20 protein-coding genes are annotated in these 22,994 nt (G+C 74.0%); 12 read left to right on the forward strand and 8 right to left on the reverse strand.

What is annotated here, in order from left to right; all coding sequences use genetic code 11:
* Position 1: 1 nt before the first annotated feature.
* The gene (locus ELR47_RS05365; RefSeq protein WP_130648956.1) at positions 2 to 1,960 is read right to left on the reverse strand and encodes an alpha-1,4-glucan--maltose-1-phosphate maltosyltransferase; all 1,959 of its coding nucleotides are present in this window, start codon (positions 1,958 to 1,960) and stop codon (positions 2 to 4) included.
* A 279-nt stretch (positions 1,961 to 2,239) separates the two neighbouring features.
* On the opposite strand from ELR47_RS05365, the gene ELR47_RS05370 reads away from it, so the two are divergent.
* The 6 genes from ELR47_RS05370 (at position 2,240) to ELR47_RS05395 (ending at position 7,530) form a co-directional block, all read left to right on the forward strand.
* Entirely contained in the window at positions 2,240 to 3,241 is a 1,002-nt protein-coding gene (locus ELR47_RS05370; RefSeq protein WP_130648957.1) for a GGDEF domain-containing protein, read from the forward strand.
* A gap of 130 nt (positions 3,242 to 3,371) precedes the next feature.
* The gene (locus ELR47_RS05375) at positions 3,372 to 4,355 is read left to right on the forward strand and encodes a hypothetical protein (protein ID WP_130648958.1); all 984 of its coding nucleotides are present in this window, start codon (positions 3,372 to 3,374) and stop codon (positions 4,353 to 4,355) included.
* Positions 4,356 to 4,451: 96 nt separating this feature from the next.
* Entirely contained in the window at positions 4,452 to 4,697 is a 246-nt protein-coding gene (locus ELR47_RS05380; protein ID WP_130648959.1) for a hypothetical protein, read from the forward strand.
* Positions 4,694 to 5,938, forward strand: a complete 1,245-nt coding sequence (locus ELR47_RS05385; RefSeq protein WP_130648960.1) for an FUSC family protein — start codon at positions 4,694 to 4,696, stop codon at positions 5,936 to 5,938. The genes ELR47_RS05380 and ELR47_RS05385 overlap by 4 nt, the downstream gene beginning before the upstream one ends.
* 128 nt (positions 5,939 to 6,066) lie before the next feature.
* Entirely contained in the window at positions 6,067 to 6,612 is a 546-nt protein-coding gene (locus tag ELR47_RS05390) for a hypothetical protein (RefSeq protein ID WP_130648961.1), read from the forward strand.
* Positions 6,613 to 6,771: 159 nt separating this feature from the next.
* Positions 6,772 to 7,530: an S-layer homology domain-containing protein gene (locus ELR47_RS05395; protein WP_130648962.1), complete on the forward strand. Its 759-nt coding sequence runs from the start codon at positions 6,772 to 6,774 to the stop codon at positions 7,528 to 7,530.
* Between the two features lie 13 nt (positions 7,531 to 7,543).
* Here ELR47_RS05395 and ELR47_RS05400 read toward each other — a convergent pair whose 3' ends face one another.
* Both ELR47_RS05400 and ELR47_RS05405 read right to left on the reverse strand, forming a co-directional pair.
* Positions 7,544 to 9,688, reverse strand: a complete 2,145-nt coding sequence (locus ELR47_RS05400) for an amino acid permease (RefSeq protein ID WP_130648963.1) — start codon at positions 9,686 to 9,688, stop codon at positions 7,544 to 7,546.
* Between the two features lie 97 nt (positions 9,689 to 9,785).
* A complete protein-coding gene (locus ELR47_RS05405) occupies positions 9,786 to 10,478 on the reverse strand; it encodes a uracil-DNA glycosylase (protein WP_130648964.1) in 693 nt (230 codons plus the stop codon).
* Positions 10,479 to 10,628: 150 nt separating this feature from the next.
* On the opposite strand from ELR47_RS05405, the gene ELR47_RS05410 reads away from it, so the two are divergent.
* From ELR47_RS05410 to selD, 3 genes are read left to right on the forward strand one after another with little or no spacing between them, the layout of a single operon-like run.
* Entirely contained in the window at positions 10,629 to 11,408 is a 780-nt protein-coding gene (locus ELR47_RS05410; protein WP_130648965.1) for a cyclase family protein, read from the forward strand.
* Entirely contained in the window at positions 11,405 to 13,066 is a 1,662-nt protein-coding gene (locus ELR47_RS05415) for a thiamine pyrophosphate-binding protein (protein WP_130648966.1), read from the forward strand. The genes ELR47_RS05410 and ELR47_RS05415 overlap by 4 nt, the downstream gene beginning before the upstream one ends.
* Positions 13,056 to 14,153, forward strand: coding sequence for a selenide, water dikinase SelD (selD, locus tag ELR47_RS05420; RefSeq protein ID WP_130648967.1), 1,098 nt, complete (start codon positions 13,056 to 13,058; stop codon positions 14,151 to 14,153). Before ELR47_RS05415 ends, selD begins: the two co-directional genes overlap by 11 nt.
* A 10-nt stretch (positions 14,154 to 14,163) precedes the next feature.
* On the opposite strand, the gene ELR47_RS05425 is transcribed toward selD, so the two are convergent.
* Positions 14,164 to 16,191, reverse strand: a complete 2,028-nt coding sequence (locus ELR47_RS05425; protein ID WP_130648968.1) for a GMC family oxidoreductase N-terminal domain-containing protein — start codon at positions 16,189 to 16,191, stop codon at positions 14,164 to 14,166.
* A 49-nt stretch (positions 16,192 to 16,240) separates the two neighbouring features.
* Positions 16,241 to 16,636 carry a TIGR03618 family F420-dependent PPOX class oxidoreductase gene (locus ELR47_RS05430; RefSeq protein WP_130648969.1) on the reverse strand — a complete coding sequence of 132 codons (396 nt, stop codon included), beginning with the start codon at positions 16,634 to 16,636 and terminating at the stop codon, positions 16,241 to 16,243.
* A gap of 200 nt (positions 16,637 to 16,836) precedes the next feature.
* Here ELR47_RS05430 and ELR47_RS05435 point away from each other — a divergent pair, with 200 nt between their 5' ends.
* The 3 genes from ELR47_RS05435 to ELR47_RS05445 all read left to right on the forward strand — a co-directional run bounded on the left by ELR47_RS05435 (position 16,837) and on the right by ELR47_RS05445 (position 19,011).
* On the forward strand, positions 16,837 to 17,280 hold the full coding sequence (locus ELR47_RS05435; protein ID WP_205745462.1) for a M67 family metallopeptidase: 444 nt from the start codon (positions 16,837 to 16,839) through the stop codon (positions 17,278 to 17,280).
* Positions 17,280 to 17,651 carry a hypothetical protein gene (locus ELR47_RS05440; RefSeq protein ID WP_130648970.1) on the forward strand — a complete coding sequence of 124 codons (372 nt, stop codon included), beginning with the start codon at positions 17,280 to 17,282 and terminating at the stop codon, positions 17,649 to 17,651. The genes ELR47_RS05435 and ELR47_RS05440 overlap by 1 nt, the downstream gene beginning before the upstream one ends.
* A gap of 190 nt (positions 17,652 to 17,841) precedes the next feature.
* On the forward strand, positions 17,842 to 19,011 hold the full coding sequence (locus tag ELR47_RS05445; protein WP_130648971.1) for an S-layer homology domain-containing protein: 1,170 nt from the start codon (positions 17,842 to 17,844) through the stop codon (positions 19,009 to 19,011).
* 9 nt (positions 19,012 to 19,020) lie between these two features.
* Here the strand turns inward: ELR47_RS05445 and ELR47_RS05450 are convergent, their stop codons facing one another.
* The 3 genes from ELR47_RS05450 to ELR47_RS05460 all read right to left on the reverse strand — a co-directional run bounded on the left by ELR47_RS05450 (position 19,021) and on the right by ELR47_RS05460 (position 22,944).
* Entirely contained in the window at positions 19,021 to 20,193 is a 1,173-nt protein-coding gene (locus ELR47_RS05450; RefSeq protein WP_130648972.1) for a winged helix-turn-helix domain-containing protein, read from the reverse strand.
* A gap of 64 nt (positions 20,194 to 20,257) precedes the next feature.
* Positions 20,258 to 21,694: an NAD-dependent malic enzyme gene (locus tag ELR47_RS05455; RefSeq protein WP_130648973.1), complete on the reverse strand. Its 1,437-nt coding sequence runs from the start codon at positions 21,692 to 21,694 to the stop codon at positions 20,258 to 20,260.
* Between the two features lie 128 nt (positions 21,695 to 21,822).
* Complete coding sequence (locus ELR47_RS05460) at positions 21,823 to 22,944, reverse strand: DNA topoisomerase IB (RefSeq protein ID WP_130648974.1); 1,122 nt, start codon at positions 22,942 to 22,944, stop codon at positions 21,823 to 21,825.
* Positions 22,945 to 22,994 lie beyond the last annotated feature (50 nt).

Consider the following 22,994-nt stretch of genomic DNA (forward strand, 5'->3'; position numbering starts at 1 on the left):
GTCAGGCGGGGTGCGGCTCCACCACGAACACGTGCGCGGGGCTGACGTTGGGGTCGAGCTCCACGTAGTTGCTGCGTCCGTGCCAGGTGTAGCGGGCGCCGCCGATGCGGTCGTGGACGGTGAAGGGCTGGTCGTCGCGTTCGATCCCGAGCGCGCCGAGGTCGAGCCAGGTCGTGCCGGCCTGCTTCCACTGCGGGTCGAGGTTGACCACCACCAGCACGGTGTTGCCCGACTGCGGGTCGCGCTTGGAGTAGGCGAACAGCTGCTCGTTGTCGATCGCGTGCAGCGCGAAGCCGCGGTCCTGCTGCAACGCCGGGTTCTCGTTGCGTACGCGGTTGACCAGGCGGATCATCTCCGCCAGGGAGTGCGGCTGGTCGAGGTCCCAGTGCCTGACCTCGTACTTCTCGTTGTCGAGGTACTCCTCGGCGCCCGGGCGGGCCTCGTGCAGCATGAGCTCGAACGCCGGCCCGTAGATGCCGTAGTTGGCGGTCAGCGTCGCGGCGAGCACGAGCTTCTGCACGAACGCCCCGCGGCCACCGTGCTGGAGGAACTCGGTGAGGATGTCGGGCGTGTTCGGCCACGAGTTGGGCCGGAAGTAGTCGCGCACCTCGGTGAGGAACAGCTCCGCGTAGTACTGCTCGAGCTCCCACTTCGCGTTCTTCCAGGCGAAGTAGGTGTAGGACTGGTTGAAGCCGATGCGGGCCAGTTCCTGCATCACCTTCGGGCGCGTGAACGACTCGGACAGGAAGATCAGGTCCGGGTGCTCGTCGAGCAGGGCGTTGAGGCACCACTCCCAGAACGGGAACGCCTTGGTGTGCGGGTTGTCGACCCGGAAGATCCGCACCCCCTCGGCGATCCAGTGGTCGAACACGCCCTTGAGCGCGTTCCACAGGCCCTCGGCGTCCTCGGTCTCGAAGTCCAGCGGGTAGATGTCCTGGTACTTCTTGGGCGGGTTCTCCGCGTACTGGATCGAACCGTCGGGGCGCTTCTTGAACCACTCCGGGTGCTCGCGGACCCACGGGTGGTCGGGGGCGCACTGGAAGGCGATGTCGAGCGCCAACTCGAGGCCGTGGTCGTCGCACGCCGCGACGAGGCGGCGGAAGTCGTCCATCGTGCCGAGCTCGGGATGGACGGCGTCGTGGCCGCCCTCGTCCGACCCGATCGCCCAGGGGGAGCCCGGATCGCCGGCCTCGGCCGCCACGGCGTTGTTGCGGCCCTTGCGGTGCACCTTGCCGATCGGATGGATCGGCGGCAGGTAGAGCACGTCGAAGCCCAGCGCCTGCACGTAGGGCAGTCGGTCGATCACGTCGTCGAAGGTGCCGGAGCGGGCGGGGTCGGGCGAGGTGGAGCGCGGGAAAAGCTCGTACCAGGTGGAGAAGCGGGCCCGTTCGCGGTCCACACGCAACGGATAACGGTCCGAGGCGGTGGCGAAGCGGCGTTCGTCGTTGCGCGCCACGAGCTCGCCGGTCTCGGGGGACAGCGGCGCGCTCGCCCGCTGGTCGGCGTCGGCGGAGGTGTCGAGCAGCTGGTCGCGCAGGGCCCGCAGCAGGTCGGCGTCCTCCGTGGTGGCGCGTCCGAGCACGTCGTCGATCAGCTCGGCGCCGATGGCGAGGTCGACGTCGGTCGCCACGCCGGCGTCGAGCTTCTTGCGGGTGTCGCGCTGCCAGCTGCCGAACCGGTCGATCCAGCCCGTGATCCGGAACTCGTAGCGTCCGAGGTCGTCGAGCACGAACTCCCCGCGCCAACGGTCGTTGAGCAGCGGCCGCATCGGCGCCTCGGTCCAGCGCCGCTGCCCCGGCCGTCGCCAACAGACCGCGGCGCGGATCAGGTCGTGGGAGTCGGCGAAGACGTCGGCCTCCACGACGATCGTCTCGCCCCGCGAGGTCTTGGCGGGGTAGCGCCCACCATCGACGGAGGGGGACACGGCGCGGATGCTCACGCGGCGGTTCGACACTCCCACGGCTTTCCTTCCCGACTCGCCGGCCAGGCTCGCCGGACGGCAACGACGCTAGGCGAGGCCGGTCGGCTCGCGCACGAGCGCCACGAGGACGTACGTCCACGGTGCTTCGCCGGGTGGCCACCGGCCGGACAGGTCCGCACGCCGGGCGCCCGCGACCGGCTACAACGCCCGCGCGCCCACGGTCGTCGCACCGGCGCGGTGGGCGGTGGACGGGCGGTACCGCGGCGGTGACCGCCTGCCACTGGGCCCGGGATCGAAGCGGCCGACAGGGACCCCGACATGAGCCTCACCGACCCCGACGCCACCGTGCCGGGCGCCTCCGGGCCCACCGGTGGGCGACGCCCGTGGCCGTCGTCGCGACTCGGGTTGTTGACGCTCTACGGCGTCAGCGGGAGCCTGTGCCTGTACGGGGCGCTGTTGCCGCCGACACCCGTGACGCCGAGGGCCACCAACGCCGTCCTGGCCGGCGTGGCCGCACTCGTCGTCACGCTGGTGCTCGCCCGACCCTGGCTGCCGCGTCGACTGGTGCACGGGCTGCTGCTGCTCTACAGCCTCGGTATCGGGGTGTCGGTCGGCAGCGCCGGGACCGCGGCAGGAGCGGTGGCCTCCGGGATCTCGGCCGTGTGGGTGACCCTGTTCGGTGCCATCTGTCTCGGACCACGTGCCACGCGCCTGCACGGCCTGGTGGCGGCCTCGGCCCTGGCGGTCGGTCTGCAACGGTCCGTGGGTGGTGGTGCCGGGTGGTCGGCCTTCGCGGTGGTGGCCCTCTCGGCGCTGGTGGCCGGAGAACTGCTCGCGCGGGCGCACGGCGAGCTGCGACGCCTGGCCCTGACCGACCCGCTCACCGGTGCCAGCAACCGACGCGGGCTGGAGCGCCGCGGGCAACGCCTGCTCGAGCGTGCCCGCGTCGGCGGTGCGCTCGCGGCCGTGGTGGTCGACCTCGACGGGTTCAAGCAGGTCAACGACCGCCTGGGGCACGCCGAGGGCGACCGGGTGCTCGTCGAGCTGGTCGCCGAGTGGCGTCGCGGCATCCGCGCCGGGGACGTGCTCGCCCGCATCGGCGGGGACGAGTTCGTGTTCCTGCTGCCCGACACCGACGCGGAGGCCGCCCGGCAGCTGCTCCAGCGTCTGCGTCGGGCGTCCACCGGTGCCTGGAGCTTCGGGGTCGCGACCTCGTCGCCGGGCGACGACCTGGCGACCCTGCTGGCCCGCGCCGACGCCGATCTCTACGCCACGCGATCGGGACCGCCGGAGACGTCGGGCCCGCACCTGGTGCCCTGAAGCGGCCCGGCTCGGGGATGCCGGCAGCCGGTGACCCGTCCTCGACGGAGCACGGGTCGCACCCACCTGCTCGACTGTCGAGCGTCGAGCATCCGCGGCGGATCGTCCGCCGCACGGCAGGAGGACGGGTGTGCCGGATCGAGCGCAGGTACGGGCCGAGGCCCGCCACTACAAGACCGAGCTCCTCGGGCAGATGTTCGGACCGGGAGCGGACGCCCCGGCCGTGGCCGCGGCGGCGGGTGCCCCCCTGCGGCTCCCGCGGGCCGGCAACGTGGTCGGGGTCGGGTACGGGGCCAAGGTCGTCGGCAGCGCCATCGCCGAGGACCTGGCGGTCCGGGTCTACGTCCGGGCCAAGCGGCCCGTGCGCGAGCTCACGCGGGCCGAGCAGGTGCCCACCGAGGTGGACGGTCGGCCGACCGACGTGGTGGTGGTGGGTGACCTGCGCGCGCTGCGCGATCCGGTCGACTGCGGTGTGAGCATCGGGCACGTCGACGTGACCGCCGGCACGCTCGGCTGCCTCGTGACGTTGGCCGACGCGCCGGGCGAGCGGTTCGTGCTGTCGAACAACCACGTGCTGGCCGACAGCGACCGGGCGACACCCGGCGACGCGATCGTGCAGCCCGCGTCGATGGACGGCGGCGACCCGGACGACCCGATCGGCGTGCTGCACGCCGCGGTGCCGCTGCGCCGCGACGAGGGCAACCTCGTGGACGCGGCGGTGGCCCGCCTGTTCGACCCCGCCTCGGTCCGTCCACGCATCGCGCACATCGGGGCGCCGGTCCCCCCGGTGGCGGAGGCCGCGCTCTACCAGTCGGTGCGCAAGCACGGCCGCACGACCGAGCACACCGTCGGTGTGGTCGTGGACGTCGCCGCCGACATCGAGGTGCGCTTCGACACCCGGACCCTGTCGTTCCTGGACCAGCTCGCGGTGGTCGGCATCGGCGGTGACGACTTCAGCGACGGCGGGGACTCCGGATCGTTGATCGTCGACGCCGTCACGCGGCAACCGGTGGCGCTGCTGTTCGCCGGCGGCGGCGGGGTCACCTTCGGCAACGCCATCGGTGAGGTGCTCGCGGCCCTCGACGCGCAGGTGGTCGGCGAGGCAGCCACCTGAGGAGGCCGCGCGGTGCCGGCGTCGCACCGCCGGCACCGACGGCGCCGTAGGCTTGGTGCAGCCGACGTGTGCCGTCGTCGAGGAGGTCCCGCGTCCGTGTCGCCGATGTCTGCCTCCGAGCCGTCCTCCGAGGCACGCCGACTGCTGGCCGCGAAGCGCACGGCCCGTGAGGTGCTGGGTGCTCGTCCCGGTGTGCGGGGCATCGGCATCGGTGACCACTGCCTGCGCGTGTACGTCGTCGACGCCGCCACGGGCCGGCAACTGCCGGGCGAGGTCGACGGTGTCCCGCTCGAGTGTGTCGAGGTCGGCGACCTGCGCGCGCAGCACCGCGGCGGGGCGTGAGCGGCGACACCTCGCCTCGGCGCGTCCGGCGGCTGCCGCCGGCGATCGTGCGCGCGTCCGCCCGCCTGCGGGCCGCGGGGCGCACCATCCTGCAGACGGCATCGGCGGTCGGTCTCGCCTGGCTGGTGGCCACCGAGGTGTTCGGCTACGAGCTGCCGTTCTTCGCGCCGGTCGCGGCCGTCATCACGCTGGGGGCCGCGTCCGGAGCACCTGCCCGCCGCGCCGTCGACCTCGCTGGCGGCGTGGCGCTGGGCATCCTGGTCGGTGACCTGCTCGTCCTGGCGATCGGCACCGGGGTCGTCCAGATCGTGACCGTCGTGGTGCTCGCCATGCTCGCAGCGACGCTGGTCGGCGGCACGGTGCTGGTGGTCAACCAGGCCGCCATCTCGGCCATCCTGGTCGCGACCCTGCTGCCGCCGACGGCGTCACTGGTGCCGCACCGGGTGTTCCACGCCGTGATCGGCGGGGCGATCGGCGTGCTCGTCGGCCAGGTGCTGCTGCGAGGGGCACCGGTCCCGCAGGTCGCGCGTGCCGCCCAACCGGTGTTCGACGGGCTGGCCGCGACGCTGGGTGAGACGGCCGACGCGTTGCGGGCCGGGGACGTGGAGGTGGCGCGCCGGGCGCTGTTGCACGCGCGTGACCTCGATCCACAGCTGCAGGGGCTGCACCGGGCACTGGCCGACGCGCAGGACCTCGCGCAGCTCACCTACGGGCGGCGGGCGATCCTCGAGCAGTTGCGGGCGCATGCCGGGGCGTTGTGGCAGCTCGACCTCGCCGTGCGCAACACCCGGGTGCTGGCCCGGGCCAGCATCGCGCTGCTCTCGTCGTCGCCGCCGCCCGACGCGCCTGCCGGTGCCCGGGCGGCCGTCGCCGAAGCCGTCGAGGACCTCGCCGTCGGCGTGCGCTCGTTGGGTGACCAACTGACGGCCGACGGGCCGCCGGCGGCGGTGCGACGGGTGGCCCTGCACGCCGCGACCCACGCGGGGGCGCTGTTCCCCGACCGGTGGTCGCTGTCGCTCGCCCGGGTGGTCGGGCAGGTCCGGGCCACGTCCGTGGACCTGCTACGGGGTTCCGGGCTGGACCTGTGGGAGGCGCAGCAGCTGCTCGAGCAGCAGGACGCGGCCGAGCGTGCGGCGGAGGAGCCACCCGATGGTGACGCGCCGGTACCCGGGCACGGAGCCGACGGCGTGCCCGAGGCGGGTCGTGCGGGCGGTGGCCCGGAGGACGCGGGACGGGCCTGACCGACGACGGCGCGGACCCCGTTCGCTCGCGCCCGCGGTCACCGGTCTCCCGCCGTCGGACCGTGGCCGGGACGCGCGGGGTCCCGGCCGGCGGGCCATGGTGGGGGTCACCGATGACGAGGCCAACGATGTCCGGCGACCAGACCCTGCGACGAGCCCTCCACGACGTCAGCCAGGCCGCCTGGTTCGGCGGCGCGCTGGCCGAGACGGTGGTGATGGAAGCAGCACGCCGCCGATCGGTGGCCGGATCGTCGGAGGTCGCCGAACGGCTCGCCGTGCCGTGGGAGTTCGGCCGTCTGGCGACCGTTCCCGTGTTCGCCGCCGCCGGGATCGGGTTGACGATCGGCAACCGCAGCCGTCTGGTCGCCCAACAGGGAGCCGCTCGGACCTCGGTGTTGCGCACCGCCCTGATCGGGACGGCCGTGGCCCTGGAGCTCACGCGGGCCGAGCTGGCCCGCCGCGTCCGTGCCCGCACGCCCGGACCGGGTGACGCCGACGTCGCGCCGGCCGCGGACCCGGGCGACCTGCCGCGGCTGCGGACCGCCCTGCGTTGCACCCGCTGGGCCACCGTGGTGGTCACCGGCGCCGTGGTGGTCACCGGTGCCCGGCAGAGCGAACAGCAGCGCCCCCGTGAACTGCTCCGCGGCCTGCGCGCCCGCCTGCCGGGTACCTGACGCGGGTCGGCGGCCGCCCCCGGGCCGCCCTGCGGCACGACGACGGATCGTGGCCGATCGAGCGACGTGCCCGAGCGCCTGCGCGCTTTTCGACGGAGCCCTCAAGATCGGCCGGAACACGTCGATGGCTGACCTACGGCCGCTCACTGGAACCTCCGTATGTTGCGTCGATTCGTGCCCCTCGCGACGGCAGTGGTCCTCGGAACCGCGCCGTGGTCCCCGGCACCGGTCGCCGCGTCCGAACTCCCGGCGACGGGCGTGGCGACGCCGGCGTCCGCGCCGGCCGACCCGGTGCCCGTTCCGGTGCAGGCGTCCGGTGCGGGACCGCGGGTCTGCGCCGACGTCGTCGCTCGCCGCTTCGCGGACGTCCGAGGTGGCACGCACGCGGCGAACATCGCCTGCCTCGGCGGGCTCGGGATCGCCCAGGGCGGCGCCGACGGCAACTTCCACCCGGGCGGCAACGTCCGACGTGACCAGATGGCGTCGTTCCTGGCTCGCACGTTGGAGGCGTCCGGTGCACCGCTGCCCGAGCAGCCGCGCAGCGTCTGGTCCGACGTCACGAGTGGCCCGCACGCCCGCCCGGTGGACCAGCTCACGGCGCTCGGGGTCATCCAGGGCAACAGCCGCGGGGTGTTCGACCCGGCCGGTCGGGTGACACGGGCGCAGATGGCGACCATGCTGGTCCGGGCCGCCGAGGTCGCCAACGGCGAGCGGTTCGCGACCGCGTCGGCGAGCGGTTTCACGGACACCCGCGGCAGCGTGCACGCCGGCAGCATCGACCTGGCGCACGGCCTCGGGATCGCCTCGGGCGTCACCGCGACGAGGTTCGCGCCCGCCGACGCCGTCCGTCGCGACCAGATGGCGACCTTCCTCGTCCGCACGCTCGAGGTCGTGCAGGCCCCCTGTCCGGCGATCTGAGGGTCGTCCCGCGTCAGTTCGTCGGTTGGGGTGACTCGCCGTCGGGGTCGAGCAGGCTCTGGACGTGCTCGGGGGAACCGATGATGGTCAGGCGGTCCCCCTCGCGCAGCAGCGTGTCGCCGTCCGGGACGATGGTGTGCTCGCCCCGCCAGACCATGGCCACGAGCGTGTCACCCGGGAAGGAGAGCTCCCGCAGCCGGCGGTCGACCATCCGTGCCGTCGGTCCGGTGTCCCCGACGACGAGCGACGCGAAGCGTTCGCGGCGCATCAGGGTCTCGAGCAGTGCCTGGTCGCTCTCGGCCCGCCGCCAGGCGCGCACGAAGCCGGACGCCTCGACCGTCGACACCAGCTGTGCCATCACCCGCAGCCGCTGGGTCGCCGCGGCCTCCGGCGTGACCAGGAACAGCAGCGCCGTGACCAGGCCCCGCTGCTCGGGCTGCTCGGTGTCGCTGCCGGCGCCGGGGAACCGTCCCGCGTTGCGGATGCGGACCCCCTGCGGGGCGCGGATGAGGACGAGCTCGCTGTGCTCGAGGTCGGGCAGCCGGACGTCGAACACGGCCGCCGGTGCCCGCTCCGGGAGGATCCCGTTCTGCGTGCCGGTGCGGATGCGCTCCGCGAGGCCGTTGTCGGGCGCGACCCCGCTCAGGATCCGTCGGACGTCCTCCTCGACGGCCGACAGCTCGGCCCGGTTGTCGATGGTGATCACGTGGGCCCGGGCGACGAGCTCGTCGAACGAATCGATCTCGCTCGGTCCGCGCTCCTGCAGGATCCCCCACAGCTCCTCGTCGACGCCGGCGTCGTGCACCTCGCCGAGGCGGCGGAACAGCCCGTAGATGGCGCCGCGGCGGGCCACGCGCGGACGCACGTAGTAGCGGAACCACAGGGCGCTGACGAGGATGATGCCGACCACGAAGCCGACGTAGAAGACGCCGAGCGTGAAGATCAGCCCGAACGTGGCCACGAACCCCAGGATCTGCATCCACGGGTACAGCGGCGAGCGGTAGCCGGGGGCGTAGGACTCGAGTCGGCTCTCGCGCATCAGGATCACCGACAGGTTGATCAGCGCGAACAGCAGCAGCAGGAAGGCACTGCCGAGGCTGGCCAGCCGCTCGACGTCGAGGAACACGATCGCCGCGATCATCAGCGCACAGGTCGTCACGACGCTCAACGTCGGGGTCCCGAACCTCCCGAGGCGGTCGAACCCCGACCACAGCAGCCGGTCACGCGCCATGGCGAGCGGGTAGCGCGAGGCGGTCAGGATCCCGGCGTTGCCGGTCGAGGCGAACGCCGTCACGGCGGCGAGCACCACCAGGCCGAGCGCCACGGCGGGTGGCATCCAGGCGAACACCTCGGTCCCGGCCGTCGCGACCGGGGTCAGGTCGTCACGCAGTTCCTCGGCGGGCGTGAACCCGACGAGGATGGCGACGCCGGCGGTGTAGATCGTGCCCACCGTCACCAGCGCGAGGATCATGCCCAGCGGCAGATTGCGGTCGAGATCCCGGATCTCCTCGGCGGCGGAGGACACCTTCGTCAGCCCGGCGTAGGAGATGAACACCAGCCCGATGGTGGAGACGAACCCGTCGAAGCCGAACGGGGCGAAGGGTCGGAAGCGCTCGATGGCGACCTCGTCGCCCACGACGCCCCAGATGCCGTGGACGATGAAGAAGACCATGACCGCGACGAGCACGGCGACCAACCACACCTGCAGGCGCGCGGTCTCCTTGGCACCCAGCACGTTGAGCACCCCGAAGGCCACCGTGAGGGCGACGGCGACCGGCACGATCGGGACGTCGATGAAGATCGTCAGGTAGGCCCCCATGCCGACCAGGGCGAACGCGCTCTTGGCGATGAGGACGGCCCAGGCGCCCAGGCCGCCGACGGTCCCGGCCAGCGGACCCATGCTGCGGTGGATGAAGAAGTAGGTGCCGGCCGCCCGTGGCATCGCGCTGGACAGCTCGGCGATGGAGTACATCGCCGGCACCATCAGCAGGCTCGAGACGAAGTATGCGAGCACCACCGACGGGCCGGCGTTGGCGGCGGCGATGCCGGGCAGCAGGAAGAATCCCGAGGCGAACATCGCACCGGTGCAGATCGCGTAGACGTCGAGCAGACCGAGTTGCTTCTCGAGGCGGTCCGACCCCTCGGCGTTCGCGGGCATGGGGCTCCTTGGTGCGGCCGTGGTCGGCGTAACGCTAGAGCCTCCGGCGCGGCGGTGGACCGACCAGTGGGCGAGGTGGCCGCTCGGGTGGTCGCGCTCACGCCGCGGCGAGCTCGCGTGCGCGGACGAACACCGCGTCGAGCATGTCCTCGGTCAGCCGGCCCGTGAACGTGTTCTGCTGCGAGACGTGATAGCTGCCGAGCAGGATCCGCCCGTCGGGGAGCGCGGCCTCGGCACCGTGCCCGAAGCGCGGTTTGCGTCCTTCCCAGCCCCGGTGGCCGAGCACCACGTCCCAGGCGAAGCCGCCGAGCGCGATCACCACCCGCCAGGGGAGCAACGCGAACTCGGCCGCGAGGTAGGGCCGGCACCGGTCGCGTTCGGCCGGGGTGGGCTTGTTGGCCGGCGGCGCACATCGCACCGGTGCCGTCACCCACGCGCCGGTCAGGTGCAGGCCGTCGTCGCGGGACACCGAGGTGGCCTGGTTGGCGAACCCGGTCCGGTGCAGCGAGGCGTACAGCCAGTCGCCGGAACGGTCACCGGTGAAGATCCGTCCGGTGCGGTTGGCGCCGTGCGCAGCCGGTGCGAGCCCGACCACCAGCACCCGAGCGGCCGGATCACCGAAGCCCGGGACCGGACGGCCCCAGTAGTCCTGGTCGGCGAACGCCCGGCGCTTGTCGCGGGCGACCTGCTCGCGCCAGGCCACCAGCCGCGGACAGGCGCGACAGTCGACGACCGCCCGCTCGAGGCGGGACAGGTCCGGCAGGTCCGCGGGGGGAGGAACGGCGCGCATGACGGCGGCAGGCTACGGGCCGACGGGTCGGCGCGCCGACCGGAGCATCCCCCGCGCCGTCACCTCGGGCGCGGGTGTCTCGACGCGAGCGTGGACGTGGGCGGTCCCCACGTCGTAGGTTCCCGCCGAACCGAGGAAGCGAGCCGAAGCATGGGCAGCCTGGACGACGTCGCCGCGCGGCTGGTCGACGGCACGATCGAGGTCATCGACCTGACCGCGCCGCTGCACGCCGACACCCCGATCCTCGCGCTCCCGGAGCCCTTCGGACAGACCGAACCGTTCCGACTGCACGAGATCAGCCGGTACGACGAGCGCGGCCCGGCCTGGTACTGGAACAACATCACCACCGGCGAGCACACCGGGACCCACTTCGACGCCCCGGTGCACTGGGTGACCGGGCAGGACGGTGACGACGTCGCGACCGTGCCGCCGTCGCGGCTGGTCGGCCCGGCGGTCGTGCTCGACGTCACCGACCGGGTCGCCGAGGACCCCGACTTCCTGCTCGAGGTCGACGACGTCCACGCCTGGGAGGCCGAGCACGGGCCGCTGCCGGCCCGCGGGTGGCTGCTGTACCGCACCGGCTGGGACGCCCGCGGCGAGGACCCGGCCGCCTTCGCCAACGCCGACGACGACGGGCCGCACACGCCCGGCATCTCCGTTGCCTGTGCGCGCTACCTGGCCGAGGAGACCGAACTGCTCGGCCTCGGCGTGGAGACGGTCGGCACCGACGCCGGTGCGGCGGCCGGTTTCGACCCGCCGTTCCCGTGCCACGGCTTCCTGCTCGGTGCCGGCCGGTACGGCCTGACCCAGCTGCGCAACCTCGGTCGACTGCCCGCGCGCGGCGCCGTGGTCGTCGCGGCACCCCTGCCGATCGTGGGCGGATCGGGCAGCCCCGCCCGGGTGCTCGCGCTGGTCGAGCGCACGTCGTGACCCCCACGGTCGCCGAGGTCGTCGGACGCACCCTCGCCGACCTCGGCGTCCGGCGGGTCTTCGGGGTCGTCGGCAGCGGCAACTTCGCGGTCACCAACGCCCTGCTCGCCGCCGGCGCCGACTACGTCGCGGCCCGCCACGAGGGCGGCGCGGCCACCATGGCCGACGCCTGGGCCCGCACCAGCGGCGAGGTCGGGGCGGTCAGCCTGCACCAGGGCTGTGGCCTCACCAACGCGCTCACCGGTGTCACCGAAGCGGCCAAGAGCCGGACGCCGCTGGTGGTGCTGGCCGCCGAGACGGCGGCGGGCGCACGTCAGGCCAACTTCCGGGTGGACCAGCCCGCGCTCGCCGCGGCCGTCGGCGCCGTGTCCCTGCGGGTCACCGGCGCGGCCACGGCCGCCGAGGAGGCGGCACGGGCCGTCGCCACCGCCCGTGCCGAGCGCCGCACCGTCGTGCTCCAGTTGCCGCTGGACGTGCAGGCGATGCCGGCGGCCGAGGACGTCGCGCCAGCGGCCCACCCGGTGGCGCCGACGCCGCCCTCGCCCGCCCCCGAGGCGGTCGTGGCGCTGGCTCGCCGCCTCGCCGAGGCCCGCCGGCCCGTCCTGGTCGCCGGTCGCGGGGCCCGCCACGCCGCCGCCGAACTGCGGGCCCTGGCCCACGCCACGGGTGCGTTGCTGGCCACCTCGGCGGTCGCGAAGGGCCTGTTCGCCGCCGACCCGTGGAGCCTCGACGTCGCCGGAGGGTTCTCGACCCCGTTGGCCGCCGAGCTGCTGCGCAGCGCCGATCTCGTGGTCGCCTTCGGGTGCGCCCTCAACGGTTGGACCACCCGGCACGGCCGGCTGATCGGACCCGGCGCCACCATCGTCCAGGTCGACCTCGACGCGGCCGCGATCGGTACCCACCGCCGGGTCGACCTCGCCGTGATCGGCGACAGCCGCTCGACCGCCGCCGCCGTCACCCTCGCCGTCACGGCCGGGCCCGACCGGGGACGCGAGGCCGCCGACGGGTACCGCAGCGAGGCCGTGGCGGCCCGGCTGCGCGCCGGCCGACGGTGGCGTGACGTCGACTACGACGACTGGGGCGGCGGTGGCCGCATCGATCCGCGCACGTTGACGATCGCGCTCGACGACCTGCTGCCGGCCGAACGGGTGGTCGCGGTCGACTCCGGTAACTTCATGGGCTATCCGAGCATGTTCCTCGAGGTGCCCGACGAACGCGGGTTCTGTTTCACCCAGGCGTTCCAGTCGGTCGGGCTCGGGCTCGCGACCGCCATCGGCGCCGCGCTGGCACAGCCGGACCGGTTGCCCGTCGCGGCGGTCGGCGACGGCGGGCTGCTGATGGGCGCCAGCGAACTCGACACGGTGACCCGGCTGGGGCTGCCGATGGTGGTGGTCGTCTACGACGACGGCGGCTACGGCGCCGAGGTGCACCACTTCGGCGACACCGCCGACCTGCGCACCGTCACGTTCCCGCCCACCGACCACGCCGCCATCGCCCGCGGGTACGGCTACGCGGCCGTCACCGTCCGCGACGTCGACGACCTGGCACCGGTGCGCACGTGGCTCGACGGCCCACGGGAGCGTCCCCTGCTCGTCGACGCGAAGATCGCCGCGCCGCGCGGCTCGTGGTGGCTCGAGGAGGCGTTCCGTGGTCACTGACGCGGCGTCTTGCGCGCCGGGCGGACCGGTCCGTCTGACCGCCTACTCCCACGGTGCCGGCTGCGCCTGCAAGCTGTCACCGACCGAGTTGGGCCAGGTGATGGCCGGGTTGACCCCGGCGCGTTCGCCGGACCTGATCGTCGGACGCGAGCACGGTGACGACGCGCTCGTGTGGCGTCGCCCCGACGGTCGTGCGCTGGTCGCCACGATCGACGTGTTCACCCCGATCGTGGACGACGCGGCGACCTGGGGTCGTATCGCGGCCGTCAACGCGGGCAGCGACGTGTTCGCCATGGGGGGCCGGCCGCTGTTCGGGCTCGCGTTCGCGGCCTGGCCGCGGGAGCGACTGCCGTTGACGCTGCTGACCGAGGTGCTGGAGGCCGGTCAGGCCGCGGCGAACGACGGCGGCTGGGTCGTCGCCGGCGGCCACACGATCGACGGTGCCGAGCCGCTGTACGGGCAGGCGGTCGTCGGCGAACTCGACCCCGAGCGGATGCTGCGCAACACGCAGGGCCGCCCCGGCGACACGCTGGTGCTCACCAAGCCGCTGGGTACCGGGCTCGTGACCACGGCCGTCAAGCGCCGCCCGCCGGAGGCGCACGGCCCGGGCGGGGAGCTCGCCGGTGCGTACGCGGCCGCCGTCGCCGAGATGACCCGGTCCAACGGGGACGCGGCGCAGGCGGCGCTGGCGTGCGGCACGCGTGCCGGCACGGACGTGACCGGGTTCGGGCTGCTCAACCACCTGCGGGAGGTGCTGCTGGCCAGCGGGGTCGCCGCACGGCTCGACGCCGCCGCGGTGCCGAGGCTGCCCGGGGTCGCCGACCTGCTCGCCCGCGGCGAGGTCCCCGGTGGCACGCAGCGCAACCTCGCCCACGTGCGTGACCACCTCGAGCTCGCCGCCGGCGTCGACGAGGGCCAGCTCGTGGTGCTCGCCGACGCGCAGACCTCGGGTGGCCTGTTGCTGGCCGTCCCGGCCCGGGCCGCCGCGGTCGACCTGGTCGCGCAGCTCACGGACGGCGGTCACACCGCGGCGGTGATCGGCGAGCTGACCGACGGCCCGTCCGCCACCATCCAGATCGTGGCCTGACGGGCCCGGGTCAGGACGGCAGACCCGGACCGCGCGGGGTCGCCGCCGTGGCCGCCGACGGGGCCGCCGACGTCGCCAGCAGCGCGCCGGCCGTGCGTCGCGCCAGGGCCATGGTCGTCAGCATCGGGTTGGCGCCCACGGCGCTCGGGAACGCCGAGGTGTCCCCGATCCACACGCCGCGGACGTCGTGCAGCTGGCCGTCCGGGGTCGCCACGCTCGCCCGCGGATCGGTGCCCATCCGGGCCGAGCCCATCTGGTGGGCGCTGAACAGCACCCGGCCGCCGGCGCCCTCGCGTGCGTCCTGTCGCGCACGCACGAACGCGTCGAGGTCCTCGCCCCGCCGCCACATCGCCAGCCGGCGGTCGGTGTCGAACACGACGCGGGCACCCGCGGCCACGTGCAGTTCGACCAGGGTGCGCACAGCGTGGCGGCGCACCTCGCGGTCGAGCGGGTCGGTCAGCGGATAACGCACGACCGCCTCGCCGGCGGCATCGAGCGTCACGGTCCCGCCGCCGTGGTCGCGGGTCACGGCGATGAACACGCCGTTGTGCGCGAAGCGACCCATCAGCAGCTTGTGGTCCCGCCCGGAGCGCCACGGCACCGCCGCGGCCGAGACGGCCGGGTGCAGGTGCGGGGTCTCGACCAGGTAGCCGAAACCGTCGACGACGTCGGTGTGGGCGGTCACGATCGTGGCCTGCGGTGGCCCCCACCAGTGGCGCAGGTCCTCGTCGTAGAACCCGCCGACCATCGGCACCGGGTGCAGACGCAGGTAGCGGCCCACCGCGGGCCCACCGATGCCCGAGCGCAGCAGCAGTGCCGGCGTCTCGAGTGCCCCGGCGGCCACCACGACCTGCGGGGCCGCGACGACGAGATCGACGCTGCGGCCGTCGGGCCGCCGCACGGTGGCCTCGACCCCGGTGGCTGCACCGGCACGGGTCGTCACGCGGCGTACCCGGGCGCCGCAGACCAGGCGTGCCCCGTCGGCCTGGGCGTCACGCAGGTAGGTGGTCGCGGTCGACTGCTTGTTGCCACTGCGGTCGCCGAAGCCGGTGTGGCCGGCCAGTTCGGGGTCGTAGGTGGCCCGCTCGGCGTTGCGGGTGGCGACGGTCCAGTCGAGACCGAGCGCCGACGCGCCCTGCGCCAGCCGGCGGTTGACGCCGTTGAGGTCGCTGGCGTCGGCGTTGGCGCCGATCCGCCCGAGCACGGCATCGAGGTGGCGGTCGAACTCGGGGCCGTCCACGCCGAGGAGTCCGTGTTCGGAGGCCCACTGCCGGCGCACCTGCTCGGACGGTCGCACGCAGTTGAGCCAGTTGACGGTGGTGCCCCCGCCCAGCGCCGCACCCGCCAGCACGGCGACGTTGCCGTCGTCGGTCGGGGACAGCCCGCCGCGCCAGTACAGCTGCCGCAGGGCGGTGAGCTCGTCGGGCGGGAAGTCGGGGGCCTCGCGGTGGACCGCGGCCTCCAGGATCACCACCTCGAAGCCGGCTGCGGCCAGTTCGGCGGCGATGACGCCGCCGCCGGCGCCCGAGCCGACGACCACGGCGTCGGCCCGCAACCGGGGGGCGGGGTCGTCGGGCGGCGGTGACCAGCTCCGCAGGTGCCGCGGCGGGGCCTCGACCGCCGGCGGGCCGGGATAGCCCAGTTGCGGCCAGTTCGGGTTGCGGCCCGTGTCGTCGAGCTGTCCGTAGAAGCGCTGGGCGACCAGGGCACGCAGACCGTCCAGGCCGTCACGGGCCTCGGACGACGCCGCGGCCAGGCCGCGCAGCACCGTCTCGCGGCCCGACTGCGGCAGGTGAGCGAACCCGACGACCCGCAACAGGTCGAGCAACCGTCCCAGGGCGTCGAGCGCATCGTCGTCGAGCACGTCCCCGAGCTGCTCGACCAGGCCGTCGACGAGGTCGAGGTCGCTGGCCCGACGCCCCCAGAAGCCGTGCGGGTCGTCCGCCTCGACGGCCGGCGGACGCACCGCCGGCACGAACGTGTCGGCGAGGGCGCCCAACTGCCGCCGCCGTCGTCCGTCGAACACCGCCTGGCTCATCGCCGTGTCCTCTCGCCGGCGACCACCCTAGGCCCCGGGCGATCCGCGCTCACGCCCCGCGAACGAGCTCCCGGTCGGGAGCGATGCGCAGCAGCACGCGCTCCGAGGTGATCGCCTCCGGGTCGTAGTCCCGTCCGACGTAGCGGCGGGCGCAGGCATCGATGTGGTCGCGTGCCGGCTGACCGTGGACGACCTCGACGACCCGCCCACGGACCTCGACGTAGCGGTAGGGGTTCTCCGCGTCCCAGATCAGCACCGTCACCCGGGGATCGCGCGAGACGTTGCGGAACTTCTGCCGGTGCACCTCGGTGTTGATCAGCAGGTGGTCGGCGTCGGCGTCGACCCACATCACCTGGGTCTGCGGCGTGCCGTCCTCGAACAACGTCGTCAGGGCGGCGAAGTTCTTCGCGGTGGCGTAGGCATGGACCTTCGGGTGCAGCGGCATGGCGGACCTCCCGGACGGGCGCGCGGGCGCGGGCGCGTCCGGCGCAGTGGCGCGGTGTTGTGGGCGGGCGCGGGGACGCGGGCGGGCAGCACGTGTCGGCGCGGGTCTGGACGCTAGGCCACCGGAGGCGGTCGTGGCGGCTCGGGTACGGTCCCGACGGTGTGGCGTCGCAGAGCACGCCGCCACGAGGAGGCCGTCACGTGAACGCCGCCACGCCGTCGCTGCACACCGTCCCCGCCTTCGCGCTGGACCGCGCCACGTGGGACGCGCTGGTGGAGCACGCCTGGTCGGACTTCCCGTACGAGGTGTGTGGGCTGCTCGGGATCCGTCCGGACGGCAGCTGCGTCCACTTCCCGATCGACAACGCGGAGCGGTCCATGACGTACTACGTCATGGACGCCAAGCAGCTGCTGCGTGCGATGCGCGAGATCGAGGACGCGGGTTGGGGCCTGGCGATCTACCACTCGCACACCCACACGCAGGCCTATCCGTCGGCGACGGACATCCGGTTGGCGGCGTACCCGGAGGCGACCTACCTGATCGTCACCCTGCAGGACCGTGACCACCCCGACATCCGGGGGTTCTCGATCATCGACGGCGTGGTCACCGAGAAGCCGGTCGTCGTCCCGGACGAGGTGGTCTGATGCCGAGTTTGCTGCCCCTGATCCGACGTGGCTGGGCGTTCGCGCCGGTCGTGGTCGAGGTCGCCCGACAAGTGGAGAAGCAGGTCGGTCCGCACGTGCGCGCCTGGCAGCTCGCCAGCGCCGTCGACGGGCTGGTGGGTCGGTGGACCGACCGGCACGGCACGCACTGGGTCGTGTTCGCCGACGCCGACGCGGCACCGCTCGAAGCCTTCCCGCCGTTGCGCGACGCCGATCTGCGCCGCGCCGGTGAGGAGCTCGACCGCAGCGGACTGCGGCGCCACGACGAGCTTCCCGAGGCCACGGCGCTGCACCAGCTCCAGCGGGTGCGCGAGCTGCCGGAGCTGCTGGCCAGGCGTCGCGGCGACGCCTGACCGCGCCCTCCCTCGCGTCCGGACTCGCGTGCCCTCGGGGCGCCCGTCGACGGCGTCCGGCACGGCGTCCGTCCCAGGGGCGTCCGTCCCAGGGGCGTCCGTTCGGCGGCGTCCGGGCGGACAGGGGACGGCGGTGGCCGGATCCACGCGTGCCGCCCACGGTGGTTGGGACGCCGAGGGGAGCCTTCGCATGCAGGTCCGGGTCCGACGATCGTTCGCGCTGCTCGTGACGGCGACGCTGGGAACGCTCGCCGCATCCGCACTGCCGGCGGCCGCCTCACCGGACCTCGGCCCGACCTACGACCCCGGGGACCTCGCCGCCGTCGCGGCCGAGCCGCACACGGTCACCTACACGGTCGAGTCGCGCGGAGCGGTCGCCACCGACGTCACGGCCTTCGCCGGTGACGCGGCCGCCGTGCTCGGTGACGCACGCGGGTGGACGCTGGGCGGCAGTGTCGAGTTCGTCCCGGTCGCCTCGGGCGGGGACTTCCGGCTGATCCTGGCCTCGCCGGCCGAGGTCGACGCCGCGGCGCCGGGATGCAGCCCCGACTACAGCTGCCGTGTCGGTGAGCAGGTGCTGATCAACGACCGCAACTGGCGCGAGACCACCCCGGCGTGGCAGGACGCCGGCGCACCCCGCTGGCTGTACCGGCAGTACCTGGTCAACCACGAGGTCGGCCACTTCCTGGGCTTCGGCCACCACGGCTGCCCGTCCCCCGGCGCCCCGGCCCCGGTCATGCAGCAGCAGTCGATCTCGCTCGAGGGCTGCGCGCCGTCCGGATGGCCCAACGACGCCGAGCGCGACCGGTTGGCGGGCCGGCTCGGCGTGCCCGTCCACGGGTGGGTGTTCCCCGACGTGCTCTTCGGCGACACCCACCGCGACGCCGTCCACGCCGCTGCCGAGGCCGACATCGTCTCCGGCTTCGCCGACGGGTACTTCCGGCCCGGCCACGACGTCCGTCGCGACCAGATGACGGCGATGTTGACCCGGGTCCTGCAACTCACCTCTGACGCTACGCCGCCCTTCGCCGACGTGCCGGCGGGCGCCACGCACGCCGAGGCGATCGCCGCGGCTGCCGACCGCGGCCTCGTGACCGGCTACCCCGACGGCACGTTCCGGCCCGGCACGTCGGTCAACCGGGCGCAGATGGCGACGCTGCTCGCGCGGGCGTTCGCACTCGAGGCCGACGGTCCACCGCCGTTCGACGACGTGCCGGCCGACGCGACCCATGCCGCAGCGATCGCGGCCGTCGCCGAGCACGACGTCGCCGAGGGCTACGGCGACGGCACGTTCCGTCCCGCCGAGCCGGTGACCCGTGCCCAACTCGCGAGCTTCCTCGACCGCGCCGGCGCCTGGTGACGCGTCGGGTCAGTCGATCGCCCGCTGCAGCGCCTCCGCCAGGTCCCCGCGGTCGTCGACGACGATCCCGGGGACCTCGAGCCAGGCCGCGAGTTCGGTGAGCTCGGCGGCCAGCTCGCGGGCGACGTGCGTCCGGTCGACGTCGGGTTCGGCGAACGCGCCACGGACCAGCAGCCGGCCCGTCCGGCGGTCGGCCTTGAGGTCGACGCGTGCGGCCAGCCGTTCGCCGAGCAGGAACGGCAGCACGTAGTAGCCGTGGACCCGTTGCGCCTCCGGGACGTAGATCTCGATGCGGTAGCGGAAGTCGTACAGGCGCTCGGCGCGTTCGCGCCGCCAGACCAGCGGGTCGAACGGGGACAGCAGGGTCCGCGCCGGGAACCGGCGGGCCGACGTCGCCTCCGGGTGGCGGTAGACCGGCTCGGCCCCCCAGCCGCGCACCCGTACCTCCTCGAGTCGGTCCGCCTCCGCGAGCGCGGCCAGCCGGGGGCGGACCTCGGAGACCTGCAGACGGTGGTGGTCGGCGAGGTCGGCGGCGGTCCCGATGCCGTGGGCCCGGGCGGCCCGCAGGAGCAGACGGTCGATCGCCTCGCGACGCGGGGGCGGCTCGACGGCGAGCACGTCGGCGGGCAGCACCCGTTCGGTGAGGTCGAACACCGTCAGGAACGACGGCGTGCGATGGTCGATGGCGAGCTCCCCGCGGAAGAACAGCCGCTCGAGCGCGGCCCGGCCCTTCGGGATGCCCCACCACGGCCCGGTGCGGCGCCCCGGGTCCGACAGGTCGCGCACACTCGTCGGCCCGCGACGGGTGACCTCGTCACGGACCCGGGCCACGTACGCGGGATCCTCGGGCGGTCGGGCGGCCGCCCGCCGGAAGTGCAGCAGTGGCCACACCTCGACCGCGGTCAGCGACGCGACGTGGATCCAGCCGTCGAACAACTCGCGGGAGTGCCACAGCCACCGGTCGCGACCGGCGCGGTCGTGCGGGCCGAGCCGGGACCAGAACGGCAACTCGTGGGCCCGCGCGAGCACGTTGACGCTGTCGAGCTGCACGATGTCGACCGTGTCGAGCACGCGCCGCAGGTGACGCACGTCGCGGCGCTGGCCGGCCGGGGGGCGTGGCCGGCCGAAACCCATCGCCGTCAGGGCGATGCGCCGCGCGTGGTCGGGGGAGAGGGTCCGCATGGTGACGTCGGACGCTACTCGCCCGACCCGGACGCCACCGGTCCGGGGGCGCGTCCGGGTCGGCCTACTCGGTGACCTCGGCGGTCAGCGAGCGGTTCGCTTCCGCCTCGGCCTCGGCCTGGCGACGGACCGCGTCGGCGACCACCGGCACGACCCGGTCGCTGAACACGCTCGGGATGATGTGCGAGGGGTGCAGTTCGTCCTCGGTGACGACCTCGGCCAGGGCGCGGGCCGCCGCCGCCTTCATGTCCTCGGTGATGTAGCGGGCGCGGGCGTCGAGCGCGCCCCGGAAGATGCCGGGGAACGCGAGCACGTTGTTGATCTGGTTGGGCTGGTCGCTGCGGCCGGTGGCGACCACGGCGGCGTGCTGACGCGCACCGACGGGGTCGATCTCCGGGTCGGGGTTGGCCAGGGCGAACACGACCGGGTCGGGGCGCATGGTGCGCAGGTCCTCGGGACGCAGCAGGTTCGGGGCGCTGACCCCGATGAAGACGTCGGCGCCGGCGATCGCGTCGGTGATCGTGCCCGAGCGCCGCTCGTGGTTGGTGCGCTCACGCAGCCACACGTGGCTCTCGTGGACACACGGGTGACTGTCCCCGCCGATGATGCCGTCGGCGTCCGCGACCAGCAGCTCGCCCACGCCCTCGCGCAGCAGCAGTCGCGCGATCGCCATGCCGGCGGCACCGGCTCCCGACAGCGCCACGGTGACGTCGTCGAGGCGCTTGTCGACCAGGCGCAGCGCGTTGATCAACGCCGCCATGACGACGATGGCGGTGCCGTGCTGGTCGTCGTGGAACACCGGGATGTCCAACGACGCCCGCAGCCGGTCCTCGATCTCGAAGCACCGGGGGGCGGAGATGTCCTCGAGGTTGATGCCGCCGTACACCGGGGCGATCGCCTCGACCGTGCGCACGATCTGGTCGGGGTCCTTGGTGTCGAGGCACACCGGCCAGGCGTCGATGCCGGCGAACCGCTTGAACAGCGCGGCCTTGCCCTCCATGACCGGCAACGCCGCGGCGGGACCGATGTCGCCGAGCCCGAGCACGGCGCTGCCGTCGGTCACGATCGCGACGGTGTTGCCCTTGATCGTCAGCCGCCGGGCGTCGTCGGGCGTGTCGGCGATGGCGCGACAGACCCGCGCCACCCCCGGCGTGTAGGCCATCGACAGGTCGTCACGGGTGGCCAGGGGCACCCGCGAGCGCACCTCGAGCTTGCCACGCAGGTGCAGCAGGAAGGTCCGGTCGGACACCCGGTGGACCTCGACGCCGTCGAGTGCGTCGACGGCGTCCGTGATGCCCTCGGCGTGGGCGGCGTCGCCGGCGTTGACCGTCACGTCGATCACCACGACATCGCGCTGGGTCTCGACGAAGTCGAGCGCGGTCACCGCGCCGGCGGCCTCACCGATCGCGGTGGTCGTGCGGCCGATCGCGCTCGGGTCGTCGGCGCTCATGCGCAGGCGCAGGGTGATCGAGTAGCTGGCGTTGGGCATGGCGGCGGACATGGGGCGGGCCTCGGGCGGGACGGACGTCGGACGGGCGGCGACGTCGCGACGGTCGGTCCGCCGTGTCGACGGCCGGCGTGTTGACGTGGACGTCAACCTACCGGGTGGGGGCCGGGTGCAGCGGCGGCCTAGTCGTCGGTGGACGCCAGGTCCTGCGACGGCGGCAGTTCGAGGTCGACCAGTCGCTGCACGGCCCGCTCGGCGGGGGAGAGCCCGTCGACCTCGTCGGGGTCGTCGTCCCAGGCGGCGTCGAAGTGCCCGAAGCGGTAGGCCTTGGGCACCCGCGGGTCGAGGTAGCTGGCCCGGCACACGGCCCGGGTGTTGCCGAGCCGTTCGGCTGCCGCGTCGACGGCGGCGAGCACGTTGGCGTCGGCCTCCCGCTCGTCGGCCGGGGCACCGAGCCGGCGCAGGGTGTCGGCGGCCACGACGGTGCCGCCCCACGTGCGGAAGTCCTTGGCGGTCAACTCGTCGCCGGCGATCTCCCGCAGGTAGTCGTTGACCTCGCCCGAGTCGACGTGCCGCCACTCGTCGGCGTCCTGCCAGGCGAACAGCCGCTGTCCGGGGATCTCCTCGCAACGCAGCAACTGCCGCGCGAGACGGGGGTGACGGACCTCGAGGTCCTGTTCCTGCCCGGACTTGCCCGGAAAGGTGAAGTGGACCCGGTCGCCGTGGACGTCGACGTGGTCACACGCCAGGGTGGTCAACCCGATCGCGCCGCCCTCGTCGTCCGGTTCCCGGCTGCCGATGCGGATCAGGGTCTCGTCGAGCAAGGCCACGACCAGCGCCAGTACCCGCTCCCGGCACAGGCGGCGTTTGCGCAGGTCGCGATCGACCGCGGCGCGGATGCGGGGCAACGCCTCGGAGAAGGCCTGCATGCGGTGGAACTTGGTCGCGTCGCGCACGGCCCGCCAGCGGGGGTGGTAGCGGTGCTGCTTGCGGCCGGCGTCGTCCACGCCGGTGGCCTGCAGGTGGCCGCGTTCGTCCTCGCAGATCCACACGTCGGTCCAGGCCGGCGGGATCGCCAGCGCCTGGCAACGTTCGCGCCCCTCGCCCTCGAGCACGGTCCCGTCGTCGCGGACGTAGGAGAACCCGCGACCCCGCTTGACCCGGCGGATCCCGGGTTCGTCGTCGGAGACGTAGACGAGTCCGGCGGCCTCGGCGTGGGCCTCCGGTGGGGCGTCGGCCGGCAGGTCGGCCACCACCGGCAGGATGCCGGTGACGGTCGGGTCGCTGGACTCGGGTGCGCTCACGACCGTACGGGTACCGCACCGGTGGGGCGTCGCGGTCGGCGCCGCAGCGG

Source organism: Egicoccus halophilus, assembly GCF_004300825.1.
Lineage (GTDB): Bacteria > Actinomycetota > Nitriliruptoria > Nitriliruptorales > Nitriliruptoraceae > Egicoccus > Egicoccus halophilus.